Raw genomic sequence first — 16696 nt, 5'->3', positions numbered from 1 at the left:
CGCCCGGGAGACCCGGGATCGCCCGATCAGATTGCCAGACCGGAGAACGGAACCGGCTCGTCAACGCCGAGCATCAAGCTGCATGGCAGCATGATGCCGGGCCCCGGTCCCGGGTGACGGGAGGCTCAGGCAGCCTCCTTGTCGAGCGTTCGCACCCGGTCCACCAGCTTTTCCTCCGTCTCCCGCAGGCCTCGGCAGGCGCCTGCCAGCCAGGCCGGGTCCACCGCCCCGGTGACCTTGCCGAGCAGGAGGGCGTTCTGGACACCGGCAGCCTGCTGCACCGCACCGTCCAGCAGGGTCCCCGCGGCCTCGTCGCCGAACGCCCGGTGCAGATAAGCCCGCAGGGCGATCCGCGAACCCTGGTAGAGCGAGAAGACGTCGTACAGGGCCGCGATGGCGCGTTCGCGTGCCGTCCACGGGCTGTCCAGGATGGCTTCGACCTCGCAGAACAGGGTCCAGCTGTCCCGGTGGTCCGCCAGCAGCGCGGAGAACGACTCCCGGGTGCCGCGGTGCGCCTCGCCCGGGTCGTAGGGCCGCAGGGTGAAGGACCTGACCTCGCGCAGCTCGCCGTTGTCGAAGCCGTCGGCGATCAGCTCTTCGGGGTACCGGTAGGCGCAGAGCACGCTGGCGGGGTTGTCGTCGATGATCGACCACTCCCCGGAATCGGCGTGATGGTCGCGCAGGATGACGGTGTGCATGAGGTGCCGGGTCCGGTACTCGGGACAGTGCGGCCAGTAGAAGACGTCCCCGACCACGATGACGTACCCGTCCCTGCTGACGCTCTCCTTCAGCAGGGGCCGGGCTTCCGCGTAGCTCGCGAACGTGGTGTCAGCGCGCGCGAGCCCGATCAGCGCCAGGTCGTCGGCGGAGCAGATCCGGCTGGTGAAGTCGTACTTGGGCCGTTGCAGCCGGACGACCTGGTCCAGCAGGTCGTCCGTGCTGATCAGACACCGATGGAACAACAGGGGCACGTCCGGTACCCGCTCGGCCAGCATCACCAGGGCCTGCCGCTGGTAGCAGTTGAGGAAGAGCCGGCCGTACAGGTCGCGGTCGTAGGAGTGGATGTCGTCCGTCATGGCTCGGCCCTTTCGAATCGCGCGGGGCGATGGCACCAGGCTGGGGAAGTGCGCGGAGCGCTCCCTTGAGGGTGGTGGGGGGAGACGGGTGGGCTACAGGGTGCGCGTCATGAAGACGCTGTTGGGGTCTTCCTTGTAGTCGGCGAACGGCGGGCAGTAGGCGAAGCCGAACTTGGTGTACAGGGCCCGAGCGGGGGCGAAGTGCTCGGTGGCGCCGGTCTCCAGACTCAGCTGGCGCAGTTCCATGCGCTGGGCCTCGGCGATCATGTGGGTCAGCAGGTGAGACGCCACACCGCTGCGCTGGCGGACCGGCCTGGTGCGCATCGACTTGATCTCCGCGTGCTGGTCGTCGAGGCGTTTGAGCGCACCACAGCCCACCAGCACGTCCGCGTCCCACACGGACCAGAAGGTGACTTCCGGCCGGCGCAGCCCGTCGAGATCGAGGGCGTGCTTGCTCTCCAGGGGCGTGATGGCCCGCATGTCCCGGACGTGTTCCGCCAGGAATTCGGCAATGTCCGGGCCGGAGAGGTCATCGACGGCGATCTTCATGTACGCGTGCCTTTTCGAATGAGTCGGTGCAGGGATGTTCGGTGCCAGGGATGCCCGGGCGACCCGGCCGCGGTGGGCCGGGGCGCCCTCACACTCCTTCGAGCAGTGCGCCGGCGAAGAACCCCGGGGCCGAAGCCTGTGCCAGGTACGTCGTCGCCGGCCGGATGCCGACCCGGTCCTGGTGGTCGGCCAGGTTGATCAGCCAGTCGGAGTTTCCGCAGTGCCCGTAGGACCGCAGCGTATCGGCGAAGTGCAGCTTCTCCCGGGTGATTCCGGCGGCTGCCGCGTTGAAGACCGTCACCGGCCAGTAGAGGTTGGTCGGAAAGACCTTCGCCACGTCCTGAAGTGCCCTACCGCTGTCCTCGAAGACCTCGGAGAGGACGGCGCGCGCCGCCTGCTGCCGTGAGGCGAAGGAGTCCTCGCCCCTGAGCCCGGCCTCGTCGGTGTGCACCGCGGAGGCCAGCAGCCGTACGGTGCCGGCGCGTGCCCGGCTGATCAGGCAGCTGGTGACGGCGTCCGAGAACAGTGCGAAGGGCCGGATCCGCTCGCGGTCGTCGCGGGTGTAGTCCAGGAACACCAGGACGACATGGGCCACCCGCTCGTCGCGTAACAGCTCCCAGCCGTGGCTCAGCGCCGCAAGCGAACTGCAACACTGCTGGTAGGACAGGACGAGCGGCACGGACGACGACATGCCCATGGTGCGCAGCACCCGCGCGGCGAAGTCCGGGCCGAGATCGCCCAGCAGGGCGTCACTGGTGGCGAAGATGACACGGTCCACCTCGGCCGCGGCCACCTCCTGTTCCTTCAGGGTCCGCCGAATCGACTCGACGACGTATCCGTCCACCGGTCCGGACATCTTCCGGAAGGTGCCGCAGCCCATCGTGGCGAACTCCGCGCCCGGTGACGCCGCCTGCCACAACGCGTCGAAGTCCGGCACGTCCTCCGGCTTGCCCACCACGTCGCCCAGGACCCGGGCGAACGCGCCGATGCCGACCCGGCCGTGGTGACCGTCCTGATCCTGCGAGGCCCTCATGGCTCTCCTGCTCTCATGGCTCTCCCGTGTCCTACGGCGTGGGTCACGCCGACGCCTCGGTCGGACGGGCCTCCTCGATCAGCCGGATCACCGAGACGATCCCGTCGACGTCGTGGAGCCTGGACACCCACTCCGGCTGGAGGGTGACCGTGTCGCCGGTGCGCTCCTTGAGGTAGTTGACCAGGACCAGGATGATCGCGAGCGAGCTGATGCCCAGCTCGTCCCTGGTCTTCGCGCGGGCCACGTCCTCGTACGTCAGGTCGGGAAGGCCCGGCTGGGTGCCGAGGAAGTCCACGAACGTCTTCAGGTACTCGTCGTCGGACACGGTGGTCTCCTGGTCGGATGGTGATACGGCACTCATCAGTCGGCCTTGCGGAAGGGGAAACCGTTCAGGTTCTGCTGGTGGAGCCGGTTGTGCCCGAACCTGTCCTCCCCGGAGACCAGGACGCAGCCGTGGTAGTCGAGGCTGATGGTGTCGCCGAACTCGCTGAGCGAGTCGACGTCCTCGTAGACCTTCACGGAGGGCGCCACATAGCGTGACGCGTAACCCAGCCGGGTCACGTCGCTGATGTTCGGCCGCGAGCCGTGGATGGTCTTGGCGAGGAAGATGACGAACTGGCCGGGCTGCATGGCCATGTCGACGATGGCTTCCTGGTTCGGATCCCAGTCCTTGTCGAGCTTGTTCTCCGAGTAGTCGTATCCGAAGAAGTCGTGGGACTTGCTCTGCACGTTGCGGGTGAGCGGCTTGGACTCGTCGTAGTACCACTTCTTGTGGCTGCCGGGGAGGAAACGCAGGCAGCCGTTCTCCACGCTGGCCGGTGAGAACGCGGTCCAGACGGTGAGCTCCTGGGTGAGGTAGGACGTCTCCTCGGTGTACTTCAGCGACGGGGTCACGGCCGTGGTGGTCTCGCCCACCACGAACGCCTCGACCTGGTGCCAGCCGGTTCCGGCGTCACCCGGCTGCTTCTGGAATATGTTCGACTTCCAGCAGAGGATGTCGTCGCCGATCAGGCTGCGGAGTTTGTGCACGATCTCCGGGCGGCTGATGTGCTGGGACAGCGTGTTGCAGTCCAGGTGCCGGTCGTAGTTGATGACCGTGGAATTGTGCGGCTTGTTCCGGGATGTCACCATCTCGATCATGGCCTGGTTCCACAACAGCGGCGCCTGTTCCGCGGGATACAGGTCGAAGGGTCCCACGTACCCGTTTTCCCGGAAGAATTCCACCTGCTCGCTGGTCAGTCCCAGAGACGTGGTCTGCGTCACTCTTCTTACCCCTTTTGCGGTCGGCAGGTCGTGGTGCTCACGTGAGCTTCTTCTTGCCCAGCAGGCGAGCGGCGTTCTTGTGGAAGAACAGCTCCCGGTCGGCGTCGGACATCGACTCGGGGAACGCGTCCTCTTTCGTCAACTTCTCGATGAGGTCGATCTGCCGGCCCTGGAGCCGGAACACCGGCCAGTCGGTGCCGAAGAGGACCTTGTGCGTGATGCCACGCCGGAACAGCCGGTTGAGCGCGGCGCTGCCGGCCGCCTCGTACCCGCTGACGTCCATGTAGATGTTGGGCCGGTTGTTGCACAACATGGCGCACTCGTCCGGATAGTGCACGCTGCCGTGCGCCAGGACGAAGTCGACTCCGGGAAAGTCCTTGGCCGCCCTGTCCACGAAGATCGGCTGTGCGATCTCGAAGTCCAGCACCGGCGAGGTGGCCCCGATGTGCGAGAGCACCGGAATGCCGTACTGCGCGCAGATCTCGTAGAACGGGTAGAGCTCGTCGGCGGAGAGCTTGTAGCCGCACGGCGGATAGAGCTTCATTCCGTCGAACTTGTACTCCACGATCGACTTCTCGAAGAGTTCGAGGCCTTCGGCGCCCCAGCGCGGGTCGACTCCGACGAACACCAAAAACCGGCCCGGATGGCGGTCGACGACCGTTCTGTGGTGGTCGATGACCTCGGCGATGCTGTGCGTGCTGTCCCGTAGCGCGTAGGTGAAGTCCGGGATGAGCAGCACGGACTTCTTGATGCCGGCCTCGTCCATCTGCGTGACCAGCTCGTCGCAGAGCGGGTCCTGGAGGGTGCCGGCGTGCATCCGTGCGACCTTGTCCTTGGTCACCGGCAGGCCCTTGCTCTGGAGGGCCACCGTCATGTTGTCCACGACACCGCTCTGGAAGGACCGCGGAAAACACATCTCCGATGCGATGTGGCAATGGAAGTCGATGATCTCCGTACGGTCGCTCATGAACCGGGCCTCTCAGCTCTCTCGCACGATCTTGATGATGTCGGATACGCGCTCGGCACCGACGAACTGATCCACCTTGCCGAATGCGTCGATTCCGATCTTTTCTTCGAGCACGAAGACGATGCTCATCAGAGCGAGCGAGTCGATGCCCAGGTCTGCCCGCAGGCTCATCGCCGGTGTGATGCCCGCCTTTGCGGCCTTCTTCGGAATGACGCTCCCGATGATCTGGCATATGTCGTCATCGGTCACGGGCCCCTTGTTCATTCATCCCACCCGATTGCTGTCGGCGAATACTCTCCGAATGACCGCTGCCCGGTCGATCTTGAGGTTTCTGGTGAGCAGGCCGGTGTCCACCGTCAGTTCCGGTGCCGGTCTGACCAGAACGCGCGAGATCCGATGGGACGCGGCCCGTTTCTGGTTGGCGCTCTCGACGTACGCCTCGATCTCCGCCGACCCGTCCGCGGCCTGCTCGTCGTCGACCCAGACGATGCAGGTGAGCAGCCCGTCCTGCCCCGGGGAGACGACCACCGCCTTCGTCACCCGGCAGTTCTTCTCGACGTCCTCCTCGAGCTCCTCCGGGTTGATCTTCACCCCGCTGCGCGTGATGATCACGTTCTTCTTGCGGCCCTGGATCTGGAGGAACCCGGCGGAGTCCAGGCGCCCCAGGTCACCGGTGGCGAGCCGGTGGTCACCGAGGAAGACGGACTGCTGGGTCTCCATGCCCGCGAAGACATAGCCGGCGGCCTGCGGCGTGGTCGTCCGCACGAGCACCTCGCCATCCGGGGCGATGGTGACGTCGACCCCGTCGACCGCCCGGCCCGCCCTGCCGGCGCGGTGCGCCCGGGGCAGGTTGAAGGCGATCCAGCCGACCTCCGTACTGCCGTACACCTCGAACAGGGGGGCGGCCAGCCGCTGGAAGAGTTGCACCGTCCGGGAGGGCACCGGTGCCGACCCGGTGAACATCAGGCGCGTGCGGGCGCCGTACATACGGGTCCACTTCCGGCCCAGCCGGGCCCGCACACCGCGGGTGAGCCGGGCCGGCGCCACCGCGTGCAGCAGCGTCGCCAGGTAGTAGGGCAGCTTCTCGCGCCGGCTCGCGGCCTGCACCCGGTTGTACATGATCTCGAAGAACGACGGCGGGCCGAGGACGATGGTCGGTTGGAATTCTCCGAGCTTCTGGAACATGCGCTCCGGCGCCACCACCGTGGCGTCACATCCGGTCCAGATCGCCGTGTACATCAGATACCGCTGCTGGAAATTGGAGAACGGCATCACGATGAGGATGTTGTCGTCCTCGCCGACCTCCCAGGCCCGGATGGAGGTGAGAATGGTGTTCTCGACCCCCTCCCTGGTCAGCATGAGCCCCTTCTTGGTGCCCGATGTCCCGGAGGAGAACGCGATGGTGAACACGTGGTCGGGCAGCGGCGGGTGCTTGTCGCCGCTGCGCGTGCGCTTGTCCAGGACCACCGGTCCTCCGCCGAGCAGTGCGACGGCGGGCGGCAGTGCCGTGCCGCCCGGCAGCGCCCTGGTGAGCAGCAGGGCCGACAGGTCGTACTGCGCGCAGAGCTGCTCCGGATCCATCGGCTGCGCGTTCTGCTCGGCGGGCAGCGCGGCGGAGACGCTTCTCAGGGTGAGCAGGGCGAGGTCGGCGATCACCCATTCATAGGAGTTCGGCCCCAGGATGCCCACGGTGTCTCCGGCACCGATGCCGCAGGCCGTGAGTTCCGCAACCAGCCGGTCCACGTCCTCGTGCACATCGGCGAAGCTCTTGGTGACCAGGGTTCCGTCAAGGGATAAGAAGCGCATCACCCGTTCCGGATGAGCCGCCAGCTTGTCATGCAGGTCGTATATCGACACTGGTTACCGTTCCTTGGCATGTCGTGGAGCGAACTCGAGGTCCGGCTGTGCACGTCACAGCGGCATCCGACATCCCTGGGCAGGGCATGGCAGAAGGGCATGACGCAACGACACAGATTCTGGGAAAGGTCCTGTGGCGGGTTCAGGTCCGGCGTGGTGCACACCTTGCCGTGACGACCGGGACAACCCTGCGCCGCCCAGGCTCCGTCCCGGACGGGCCGGGCCCGGTTGCGGCCTCCCACATGGTGCCGCCGTGTTGGGCGGCTCGTTCGACGCACCACACCACAGACGGTTCTGCGTGCCTCACTGGCCCCCCTGAATGATTGGCGGGTCTGGACACCAGCGCCGTCATCACGTGTGGTCCGCTCGGCCGGGCGCTGACGTGCATCAGATTGCCAGAACGAGGGCCGGAGCGAATCGCAGCACGGCAGCATCAAGCTGCATGACAGCTTGATGCCTTGCATATAGAGGGCAAGAAAGAGGTGCAAATCGGGAGAATCACCGGGGTGCCCACCGAGCGGGTGCCGCCGACCCGATGGGCACCGCCGCCATCAGCGCTCCAGGCGGCCCTGGGCGCCCACGCCGACCGAGCACGGGATGACCGGGAGGTGGTGGACGGGACCGGCGGCCGGCCCGCCCGCGGCTTGCAGCACGCTCCCGAGGGCTGCCTTCTGCTCCGGGTCGAGAATCACCTCGATCCGCTGGCCGCCCTCCGGGCCCGCGCCCGGGATCTTGATTCTGATCTGTAGGCAGACGTTGCCGTCCGGGTCGGTCACCGCGGCGATGAAGCCGTCAACGACTCCGGGCACCGGAGGGAGGGTCGCTGGCTGGCCGGTGTCCATTGCACTCAGGCGCTGTGGTCGCACGTGCTTCCTCTCGTTCGCACCCTGGTGGCCCTGCCCAGGGCCGCAGACGGGTTCACCCCTCATCGTCCTCAGGCCGTCCTCACGATGTCCTCACCGCGCGAGCCGCTCGACGGCGCGCTCCACGTGCGCCGCCTGGCCTGCCTGCCCCGCCTGCTGCGCCAGGGGTACCGCGTCCGCGAGTTGGGCGGCGTAGGCGTGCACCAACTCGTGGATGCCGTAGCGGGTGGGTCCGCACGCGCTCAGCAGATGGGCGTCGACCAGCGAGCCGAGGAGCCGGTCGGCGTGCGCCTGAGAAAGGCCGGCGACCGCCGCGACGGCGCGGGCCTCGATCCGGTCGGGCGGCACCTGCCCCAGCACCCGGAAGACGTGCTGCTGGAGCGGGTCGAGCCCCTCGTAGGACTGGCGGAACACCCCGGCCAGGCTGTCGCCCTCCGCGGCCAGCGTGGACATCCACTGCTTGCCCGCGGCGAGGCGGGAGGCCAGGTACGACGGGGACCAGGACGGGCGGTGGCGGAGCTTGGCCGCGGCGAGCCGGATCGCCAGCGGAAGACCGCCGCAACGTTCGACGATGTACTCCACGGCCGCCGGCTCCCGGAGCGGGCGGGCGTCCCCGACGATCTTGCAGAACAGCGCACGCCCCTCGGAGGGGGACATCTCCCGCACCGTCAGATGCCGGGTCACGAGGGGGCTCGTCAGCCGGTTGCGGCTGGTCAGCAGCGTAAGGCAACCGGGTGTGGTGGGCAGCAGGGAGAGGATCCGGTGGGCGTCGGGCACACCGTCGAGGACGATCAGCACCCGGCGGTCGCCGACCAGCCGGCGCCAGAGGGCGATACGCGCCGGAAGCCGAAGGGGAATGTCCTCGGGCGGCACGCCCAAGCCGCACAGCAGCATTCCCAGGACCGGATGGGGTTCCTGCGGACGGCCGGCCGTGCCGCAGGCCTGCATGTCGACGAAGAGTTGGCCGTCCGGGTAGCACGGCGCCAAACGGTGCGCGGTGTGCAGGGCAAGGGTGGTCTTGCCGATTCCGGCCATTCCGTCGATCGCCAGGACCACCGGTTCCGGCCGTGCGCCCCGGCCGCCCGTGGCCGGCGACATCCCGGCGGTCTCGTGCAGGGTGCGCTGCTCTCGGGTTCTACCGGTGAAATGTGCGACGCCGGGCGGCAGATTGTTGTGCCCGCGCGTGGGAATCCGCTCGTGCCCTTCGGGCAGCCCTCCCCTGAGCAGGTGATCGCGGATCTCCTGCAATTCGGCGCCCGGGCTCACGCCCAGTTCGTCCTTGAGGATGCGTCGGGTCCTGTCGTACACCATGAAAGCCCGGGCCTGCGCTCCCGAACGGTGCAGCGCGAGCATGAACTGCGCCACCAGGCGTTCGCGGAGTGGATGGTCGGCCACCCATGCGGAGAGTTCCCCGAGAATGGAGTGGTGGTTCTTCGCGGCCAGTTCCAGGTCGATGCGCTGCTCCATGGCCGCCAGCCGCGCCTGGGTGAGCGCATCGGTCTGCGCCCGTAGCACCGCTCCGTCCAGACCGCCCAGGACGGGTCCGCGCCACAGGGCGAGGGCGGACCGGTACCCCTCCAGGGCCTGCGCGGTGCGCCCTGCCGCCAGGAGCCGCCGGGCCTGAGCTGCACGGTGGGCGAACGTCCGGGCGTCCACCTGGCGGTCGTCCACCGCCAGCCGGTACCCGTCGCCCGCGAGAATCAGGCTCGCGCTGAGGTCGGGGTGGAGACGGCGTAGATCGGATATGGCGTTACGGATCTGCTTGACGGCCGTCGCCGGAATCCGCTGTCCCCATACGGTGTCCATCAGCCGGTCGATCGAGACCAGTGCTCCGTCGGCCAGCAATAAGGCGCCCAGCACTGCCTTTCTCTTACGACCTGACACCTTTAACTGTTCGTTTCCGTCGTAGAGTTCAAGTGGCCCGAGAATGCGAAAAAATACCACTGCACGCCCCAGGTGCTAGCGGGTCGGTAAGAAGTCCGCGCGTCATGCCACGAAGTCGCCCCGGTCATTCTTCGGTCCCTCACCCCATGCGGTGGAGGGAATTCCGCATCACCAGATCCCGCAGGTGGTGACGGAACGCGACGCCACCGGAGGGAAAACGACGCCTGAAGTGTGCGTGACGCCACCGCACCGTGGGAAGGCCCTCATGTCAGCTCTACGCGAAGCGCGGCCGGCCGCCCGCGCGGCGGACGTCAGGCGATCCGTGCCTTGCTGCGCCACACCTCCATCAGGTGCTCGTCCCCCTCCACCACCAACCCGTCGCCGGCGGAGGACCGTCTGTTCCACAGGGCCAGGTACAGCTCCTGCGCCGGGCCACTGATGCGGCAGTCCCACCGTCCGGCGGCCTCGCGCACCGGCCGGGGTGCCTCGGGACCCAGGTGCAGGGTCCATTCCGGGCCTTCCGCGCTCCGCACGGCGAGGACGGCCGGCCGCTCGGTGCGCAGCGGGGAGCGCGAGCGGCCGTGCCAGGCCGTCAGCAGCTCGTCGACGCCGTCCAGGGCGACCTCCGGTGCGACGGGGGTCGGGGCCCCTCCCGCGGCCAGCTCGGCGTCCACCCGGTGGATGGTCGTCTCGTGCGCCTGACGGCGTGCCCAGAACGCCCGGGGGTCGGGGGCACCGGGCAGGAAGGTCCAGGCCTGCGACCCCTCGTCGGCAGCCCGCAACGAGGCCACGAGGCGGCGCAGCCCGTCCTCGAACCAGGCGGCCAGCTCATCGTCCGCGGGCTGCTCGTCGGGCACCCGCCGCGGCTGGGTGAGGCCCGCACGCACGTACTCCTCGGCCCAGCGATGGACGTTCCCCTGGTGCCCGACGAGCTCCCTCATCCGCCAGCCCGGGCAGCTCGGGACGCCCGCCTCCCACCCGGTCCCGAGAGCCGTGGACAGCAGCAGGAGCCCCTCGGCCTCCGTGACGTCGATGAGTTCCGTCGTCCGCATGCGCGCATCCTTTCGCCGGGCGGATACAGGCCGGGCAGGCTCGGGCGTCAGCCCGGCACGCCGGCTCACCGCGCCGGCCCCTCCGCGTTGATACCCCGTCGCGCTCAGGGATACGGCAGGCGGCGGTCGGCGCGCTCAGTGTGGGCGGCGAGTCGGTACGCGGGCGGGTCCGGTTCACGTTCCGGGCGGGTCTCGGCTCTGAGGATGGTGGGACCGAGGTCGGCCGCGGGTGGCGCCGGGTCCCCCGTGAGTTGCACGGCGTAGGCGTGGAGCAGTTCGTGGATCACATAGCGCCCCGGGGTGGACGTGCCGAGCAGGTGGGCGTCGACCAGCGATTCGAGCAGGGTGTCCGCGTACACGATGGACATTCTGGCGAGCCCCGCCACGATGTGCGTCTCGATGTGGTCGCCGGGCAGCTGGCCGAGTAACCGGAAGATGCGCTGCTGGCCGGGTGTGAGCCCTTCGTAGGACTGCCGGAACACCTCGGTCAGACCGCCGTCCTCCGCCTCCAGCGTGGCCAGCCGCTGCCTTCCGCTGGTGAGGCGGGAAGCGAGGTACGAGACCGACCAGGAAGGACGGTGGCGCAGTTTGGCGGCGGCCAGCCGGATCGCCAGCGGAAGCCGGCCGCAGACGTTGACGATCATGTCGACGGCGTCGCGCTCCCCCTGCGCACGCTTGTCCCCGATGATCCTGCTGAAGAGCTCCCGGCCCTCCGTGGGCGACATCTCCTGGAGGGTGAGCTGGCAGGTGGCCATGAGGTCGGTGAGCCGGGCACGGCTCGTCACGATGGTCAGACAGCTGGGCGCACCGGGCAGCAACGGGAGGATCTGGTTGGTGTCGGCCACGTTGTCGAGCAGGATCAGCGCGCGGCGGTCCGCGATGAGCCGGCGCCAGGTGGACGCGCGCTCCTCCAGGCCCTCCGGAATGCGGCTGGGCGGCACCCCGAGGCCCGACAGCAGGGCACCCAGGGCCGCCTTCGGATCCAGCGGCCGATCGTCCACCGCGCAGGCACCCATGTCGACGAACAGCTGCGCGTCCGGGTACGACGGCGTGCATTCGTAAGCGGCGTGTACCGCCAGTGTCGTCTTGCCGATGCCGGCCATCCCATCGATCGCGATGACCGCGGGCGCGGCGGCGGACAGCCGGCCGACCCTTCCGTGGTGGTGCACCACCTGGTTCAGCAGGCGGCGTTCCGGTATTCGACCCGTGAAATGGACGACACCGGCCGGTAGGTTGTTGCACTGTGGAACGGGAATCTTGCGGGACGGCGGCGGTAGCTGACTCAGCAGAATGTGGCGGTGGAGTTCCTGCAATTCCACTCCGGGGCTGACGCCCAGTTCACGCTTGAGGGTCTGACGCGTCTGCTCATAAACGGTGAGTGCGCGTGCCTGGGCACCGGAACGGTACAGCGCAAGCATGAGCTGGGCCACCAGACGCTCACGCAACGGGTTCTCCGCCACCCAGACGGAGAGTTCCCCGATGACGGATTCGTGGTCGCCCTGGGCGAGTTCAAGCTCGACCCGTTCTTCCATGACGGCGAGCCGTAACTCTTCGAGCCCGGCGATCTGCGCGCGTAGCGCCGGACTTTCGAGTCCGGCGAGGGCGGGACCGCGCCAGAGCAGCAGCGCGGCACGGAATTCCGCCAGGGCTTCCTCGATGCAGCCCTTTCCCCGCAGCTCGCGGGCCCGTGCCGCATGCGCGGTGAACTTACGGGAGTCCAGGCCGCACCCGTCCATCACCAGCCGGTAGCCGTCCCCCACCAGCGTGAGCCGCTGGGCGATCTCGGGATGGGTCTTGCGGAGGTCGGAGGTGGCGTTGCGTATTTGCTTGATGGCGGTGACCGGGGCCTGGTGTCCCCATACGGTGTCGATGAGTCGGTTCAGGGAAACCGGCATGCCGTCGGCGAGCAGCAGTGCGCCGAGCACCGTCTGGCGTTTTCTTCCCGACAACCCCAGCTGCTGTTGACCGTGCCACATTTCAAGCAAACCCAGGATACGATATTCCAACACCGGCCCCCCGTGCCTCCAAAGATATTGATGGCGCGCTCCAGGAATGCTTTTTGGGCATTCGCGCCGCTTAGGCTACCCAGAAGCGGCGTGCGAGGAACAGGCTGCTTCCAACTTTCGGGATAGCCCAGGTCAGGAACGTCGCCCCAGGTCACAAGGTGTGGAAGCAAGCGCCTTATCAGCCAACATCGACGCCAAAGATGGCCGAAACCCATACGACCGGCATGCTTTATTCGACGGGTGGAACGGCAAAGGGCCGGTGTGTCACGCGTCACGCAGCACGGGGATCAACGCGCGCGGCACACCGGCCCGTCCCTCACCGCCGCCCGGGAGCCGACGGGCGGGGCGGATCAGGATGCGTTCAGCGCGCCGCGCGCATCTCCTCGAGCGCCTCGGCGAACCGGCGGATCCCCTCGGCGAGGACCGACTCGTCCGGGCTCAGGCTCAGCCGCATGCAGCGGGTCGCGTGCTCCGCGAGGAACGGCGAGTCGAAGGGCGGTACGAAGAAGTGGCGACCGGGCACGACGAAGACCTTCTTGCGCTTGAGCGCCTCGTACATCTCGAGGTCGTCGAACCAGTCGTGGTCGATCCACAGCCAGCAGAACATCCCGCCCTCGGTGGAGTGCAGTCGCCAGTCGACCGAGTCGGGCAGGATCTCGTGCAGCAGCTTCTCGGCGACCAGGCGCTTGCGCCGGTAGTAGGGCTTGACCACTTCGGTGGTGAGGGTGTCGATCACGCCCGTGTTCAGTGCCCGCTCGACCGTCGCCTGGATCAACTGCGGTGCGTGCAGGTGCGAGTTGGCGGTGAAGGACACCAAGACGTCGACCGCTTCCTCCGGGCCGATCACAAAGCCGATCCGCTCACCGGGCAGGCCCGCCTTGGACAGCGTGAAGCCGTTGATGACGTTGGGGTGCAGGGGCGGTTCCACCAGGTCCTGCGCCACGCTGGGGAACGGGTCGCCGTAGGCGTGGTCTATGAACAGCGGTACGTCGCGCTCCTCGGCGATCTGGATCAGCCCGGCCAGTGCGTCGGGCTCGATGCTGCGGCCCGTGGGGTTGCCCGGACTGGACAGCAGCATCATCCCCATCGAGGGCTGCCGGCGCACCGCCTCCAGGTCGAACGTGTACCGGAAGAGGCGGCCCTCCAGGTGCTCGACGCCGGGCGCGACACCGACGATGCCGCCCGCCTCCAGGTTCAGGCCCTGGTAGCCGGTGTAGTCCGGGACGGACGGCAGGACCAGGTGTCTGGGGCCGTCCGGATAGGTGCCGGTGAAGATGGTGGTCGCCATGAACGCCAGCATCTGGCAACCGGTGCCGACCAGGACGTTCCTCGGTGTGATGGACCATCCGTAGCGGCGGTTGAAGTAGCGCACGATCGCGTCGACGAGCCCCTCGGAGCCGCGTGACGGGCCGTAGCGGCCACTGACCTCCGGGAAGCGCGCGGCCAGTGCCTCCTGCTGTAATCCGCGCCAGGTGTCGGTCACCTCGGATATGTCCGCGGGGTTTCCCGGGCTCAGATTGAGCCAGGTCCCGCCGGAGGAGTCGGAGGCGGCGATGCCGATGTCCTCCATGATGGTGCGGATGCCCGAGAGCCCGCCCATCTTCGTGCCCCGGGGAGAGAGTTCCACCAGCAGAGTCCTTCCGTTGATGAGGAGGCGTCGACCCCTACGTCGGCCTTCCTGTCCGGCCCGGTACGCCCGGCGTGCGACCGAGGGTGCGGCGTGGCGGTGCGGCGTCACGATACCGAGGCCCGGTCCCCAAGGTGGGTGGAAACACTCTTCATCGTGGAATGCCGGAAGAGTTCGTCCATGGGCGCATCGGCGTCGCGTTCCGGCCCCGGGTACCGGGGAATCGGCGAGCGTTCCTGATCGCGACGGTCCGCCCGTGGGCGTGACGCGGACGGGCCGGTGTCGCTCCTGGGTGTGCTGGCCCGAGAAGAGCGGACGGCGCCGCGCTCAGCGGTGTCGAGCAGCGGGCCGTGCACGTGCGAGGCGGTGAAGGTGGGGCCTCGCCGGGCTGCGTGATGCGTACCGCGCGCACGATGTCGGCGCCCTCGTCGGGCGACGGGTTTCCGCCTTTCCCACGGGAACTCGTGGCGCCTTGCGACGGCCATTCTCGGTAGCGCCGTCCTCGCCCGGTCCTCGCCGCGTCCTCACGGCGTTCCCCGCGACCGGCGGGGGCAATGGACTGGTATTCGCCCATGCCCGCGGCCGAAACAGATGAGGGTTGACAGGCCATCATCCCACCGCCGATGCTGGGCGGCATTCCTGGCCCCGGGCCGAATCGGCGAGGTCCGCTGCACAACTCTCCGCCGTACGGCCGTGTGCATCGCGGTGCCGCGGATCCATCGTCGACCGCGCACTGAAGACCTCTCACCATAAGCGTCGACGCTTCGGGCCCCCTGGCCCGCGTTACTCCACAGCTCCGCTTCACTCCCCGCATCGATCGCCATGCATCGCTCGCCACGCATCGATCGCCACCGTGCGCACCGTTCGCCACTTCACACGCCGATCGGTGAAGGCCCTTACGGCGCACTCACGACAGGGGGCGAATTCCCTTGCCCGAAATCTCGAATTTCGCGGACGTCTGCGCGTCATGGGAACGCAGGGACCGTGCGCTGCATTTCCCGGAAGACAGTCGGGAGGAGGAGATCTCCTTCGCCGAACTGGCCGATCGCACGGAGGCGCTCGCCGCACGCTGGGCCGGGCTCGGCCTCCACCCCGGTGACCGGGTCGTCCTGCTCATGGCCGACGCCCGGCAGTTCATCCTGGCCCTCGGGGCGGCGCTGCGGGCCGGGCTGGTGACCGTACCGGCCGCGCCGCCGACGCCCGCCAGCCGCAAAGAGGCCTACCGCACCGGCCTGCACCGGATCTGCCGGGCCTCCGGTGCCGCCCTGTGCCTGACCGACGACTCCTTCGCGGGTTTCCCGAAGGAGTGGGAACCGCCCCTCCGCGCGCTGCCCTTCGAGGCGTTGACCGGGGCCAGGACCGGACCGATGACGCCGCTGCCCGCCCCCGAGGACCTCGCGCTGATCCAGTTCACCGGCAGCGGCGACACGGGGCGGCCGCACGGCGTCGCGGTGGAGCACGGCCGGCTGCTGGCGCACGTCCGGGCGCTGTCCGCCGCGCTCGCCGTGGATCCCGAGACCGACCGGTGCGTGTCCTGGCTGCCCTTCCACCACGACATGGGACTGATCGGAAAGATCCTCACCCCCATGCTCACCCAGACCAGTACCTGGTACCTGCCTCCGCTGGACTTCGTCCACGACCCCCTCGGCTTCCTGCGGCTGATGAGCGACGTGCGCGGCACCATCTCCTTCGCCCCGAACCTCGGCTACGGGCTGCTCGCCGCCGAGGCCGCCACGACGCCCGCGCAGGGCCTCGACCTGTCGGCCTGGCGGATCGCCGGCTGCGGGGCGGAGCAGGAGCCGCCGTCGGTCGCGGCGCTGCGACGCTTCGCCGCCGCCTACGAGAGCAGCGGCTTCCGGCCCGAGGCGGTGCGGCCCTGCTACGGGACGGCCGAGGCCACCCTCGCGGTGACCGTCGCCCCCGCGTCGAGCGCGTTCACCACCACGGTGGTGGACCGCGGTGTGCTGGCCGCCGAGCGCAGGGCCGTGCCGACCGCCACCAGGGGCGAGGGCATCGAGATCGCCTCCAGCGGGCGCCCGCTGCACGGCACCGACGTGCGGATCATGTCGGCGGAGGGACGAGAGCTGCCCGAGGCCCACGAGGGTGAGATCACGTTACGCAGCAGCCACATGGCCCTCGGCTACTACGACGACGCGGAGCTGACCGGGCGTACCTGGCGGGGCGGGCGGCTGCACACCGGCGACCTCGGGTTCCTGCTGGCCGGCGAGTTGTACGTGACCGGCCGGAGGGCGGCGCGCACGGATCGCCGAGGGCTGCCGGTGGCGCGCGTATGAACTCCTTGCATACGTGGCGGGACCGGACCACCTGAGAGCCCACCCACCTCACAGCTGATTTCCCGTCCCACTGGCCGGTTTCCGACTCTCTGGCAAGGACGGACCGAGGACGCACCGAGGACGTCTGCGCCTAGCGTCGTCGTGACGGACCGCGGCCCACCCCCATCACCTCGATCCAGAGAGGCCACTGACGAACCCCCGAAGAGGCCGGCGGCGCACGACGGA

The 16696-nt window shown here is 68.5% G+C and carries 14 protein-coding genes; 1 reads left to right on the top strand and 13 read right to left on the bottom strand.

From position 1 onward, the window contains the following. Window positions 1–125: 125 nt before the first annotated feature. The 13 genes from NQO67_RS16835 to NQO67_RS16775 all read right to left on the bottom strand — a co-directional run bounded on the left by NQO67_RS16835 (window position 126) and on the right by NQO67_RS16775 (window position 14177). On the bottom strand, window positions 126–1076 hold the full coding sequence (locus NQO67_RS16835; protein ID WP_255950809.1) for a hypothetical protein: 951 nt from the start codon (window positions 1074–1076) through the stop codon (window positions 126–128). Window positions 1077–1169: 93 nt separating this feature from the next. Continuing rightward, window positions 1170–1625: a GNAT family N-acetyltransferase gene (locus NQO67_RS16830; protein WP_255950808.1), complete on the bottom strand. Its 456-nt coding sequence runs from the start codon at window positions 1623–1625 to the stop codon at window positions 1170–1172. A gap of 88 nt (window positions 1626–1713) precedes the next feature. Further along, window positions 1714–2658, bottom strand: a complete 945-nt coding sequence (locus tag NQO67_RS16825; protein ID WP_255950807.1) for a beta-ketoacyl-[acyl-carrier-protein] synthase family protein — start codon at window positions 2656–2658, stop codon at window positions 1714–1716. Between the two features lie 43 nt (window positions 2659–2701). Then, on the bottom strand, window positions 2702–2983 hold the full coding sequence (locus NQO67_RS16820) for a hypothetical protein (RefSeq protein WP_255950806.1): 282 nt from the start codon (window positions 2981–2983) through the stop codon (window positions 2702–2704). A gap of 35 nt (window positions 2984–3018) precedes the next feature. Further along, window positions 3019–3921 (bottom strand): chlorinating enzyme, encoded by a 903-nt coding sequence (locus NQO67_RS16815; protein WP_255950805.1) that lies wholly within the window; start codon window positions 3919–3921, stop codon window positions 3019–3021. 37 nt (window positions 3922–3958) lie between these two features. Then, the gene (locus NQO67_RS16810) at window positions 3959–4888 is read right to left on the bottom strand and encodes an amidohydrolase family protein (RefSeq protein ID WP_255950804.1); all 930 of its coding nucleotides are present in this window, start codon (window positions 4886–4888) and stop codon (window positions 3959–3961) included. A 12-nt stretch (window positions 4889–4900) separates the two neighbouring features. After that, window positions 4901–5137, bottom strand: a complete 237-nt coding sequence (locus NQO67_RS16805) for an acyl carrier protein (protein WP_255950803.1) — start codon at window positions 5135–5137, stop codon at window positions 4901–4903. 15 nt (window positions 5138–5152) lie between these two features. Continuing rightward, on the bottom strand, window positions 5153–6745 hold the full coding sequence (locus NQO67_RS16800; RefSeq protein ID WP_255950802.1) for an AMP-binding protein: 1593 nt from the start codon (window positions 6743–6745) through the stop codon (window positions 5153–5155). A 551-nt stretch (window positions 6746–7296) separates the two neighbouring features. Continuing rightward, complete coding sequence (locus NQO67_RS16795) at window positions 7297–7554, bottom strand: hypothetical protein (protein WP_255950801.1); 258 nt, start codon at window positions 7552–7554, stop codon at window positions 7297–7299. Window positions 7555–7701: 147 nt separating this feature from the next. Next, on the bottom strand, window positions 7702–9468 hold the full coding sequence (locus NQO67_RS16790) for an AfsR/SARP family transcriptional regulator (RefSeq protein ID WP_255950800.1): 1767 nt from the start codon (window positions 9466–9468) through the stop codon (window positions 7702–7704). Window positions 9469–9803: 335 nt separating this feature from the next. Continuing rightward, window positions 9804–10544, bottom strand: a complete 741-nt coding sequence (locus tag NQO67_RS16785; RefSeq protein WP_255950799.1) for a maleylpyruvate isomerase family mycothiol-dependent enzyme — start codon at window positions 10542–10544, stop codon at window positions 9804–9806. Window positions 10545–10648: 104 nt separating this feature from the next. Then, complete coding sequence (locus NQO67_RS16780; protein WP_255950798.1) at window positions 10649–12493, bottom strand: AfsR/SARP family transcriptional regulator; 1845 nt, start codon at window positions 12491–12493, stop codon at window positions 10649–10651. 418 nt (window positions 12494–12911) lie between these two features. Then, on the bottom strand, window positions 12912–14177 hold the full coding sequence (locus NQO67_RS16775) for an aminotransferase class I/II-fold pyridoxal phosphate-dependent enzyme (RefSeq protein WP_255950797.1): 1266 nt from the start codon (window positions 14175–14177) through the stop codon (window positions 12912–12914). Window positions 14178–15106: 929 nt separating this feature from the next. On the opposite strand from NQO67_RS16775, the gene NQO67_RS16770 reads away from it, so the two are divergent. Further along, window positions 15107–16471 (top strand): AMP-binding protein, encoded by a 1365-nt coding sequence (locus tag NQO67_RS16770; RefSeq protein ID WP_255950796.1) that lies wholly within the window; start codon window positions 15107–15109, stop codon window positions 16469–16471. The last annotated feature ends 225 nt before the right edge of the window (window positions 16472–16696 follow it).

This window comes from Streptomyces odontomachi, assembly GCF_024435355.1.
In the GTDB taxonomy this organism is placed as follows: Bacteria; Actinomycetota; Actinomycetes; order Streptomycetales; family Streptomycetaceae; genus Streptomyces; species Streptomyces odontomachi.
This window is presented reverse-complemented; position numbering and strand designations above follow the sequence as displayed.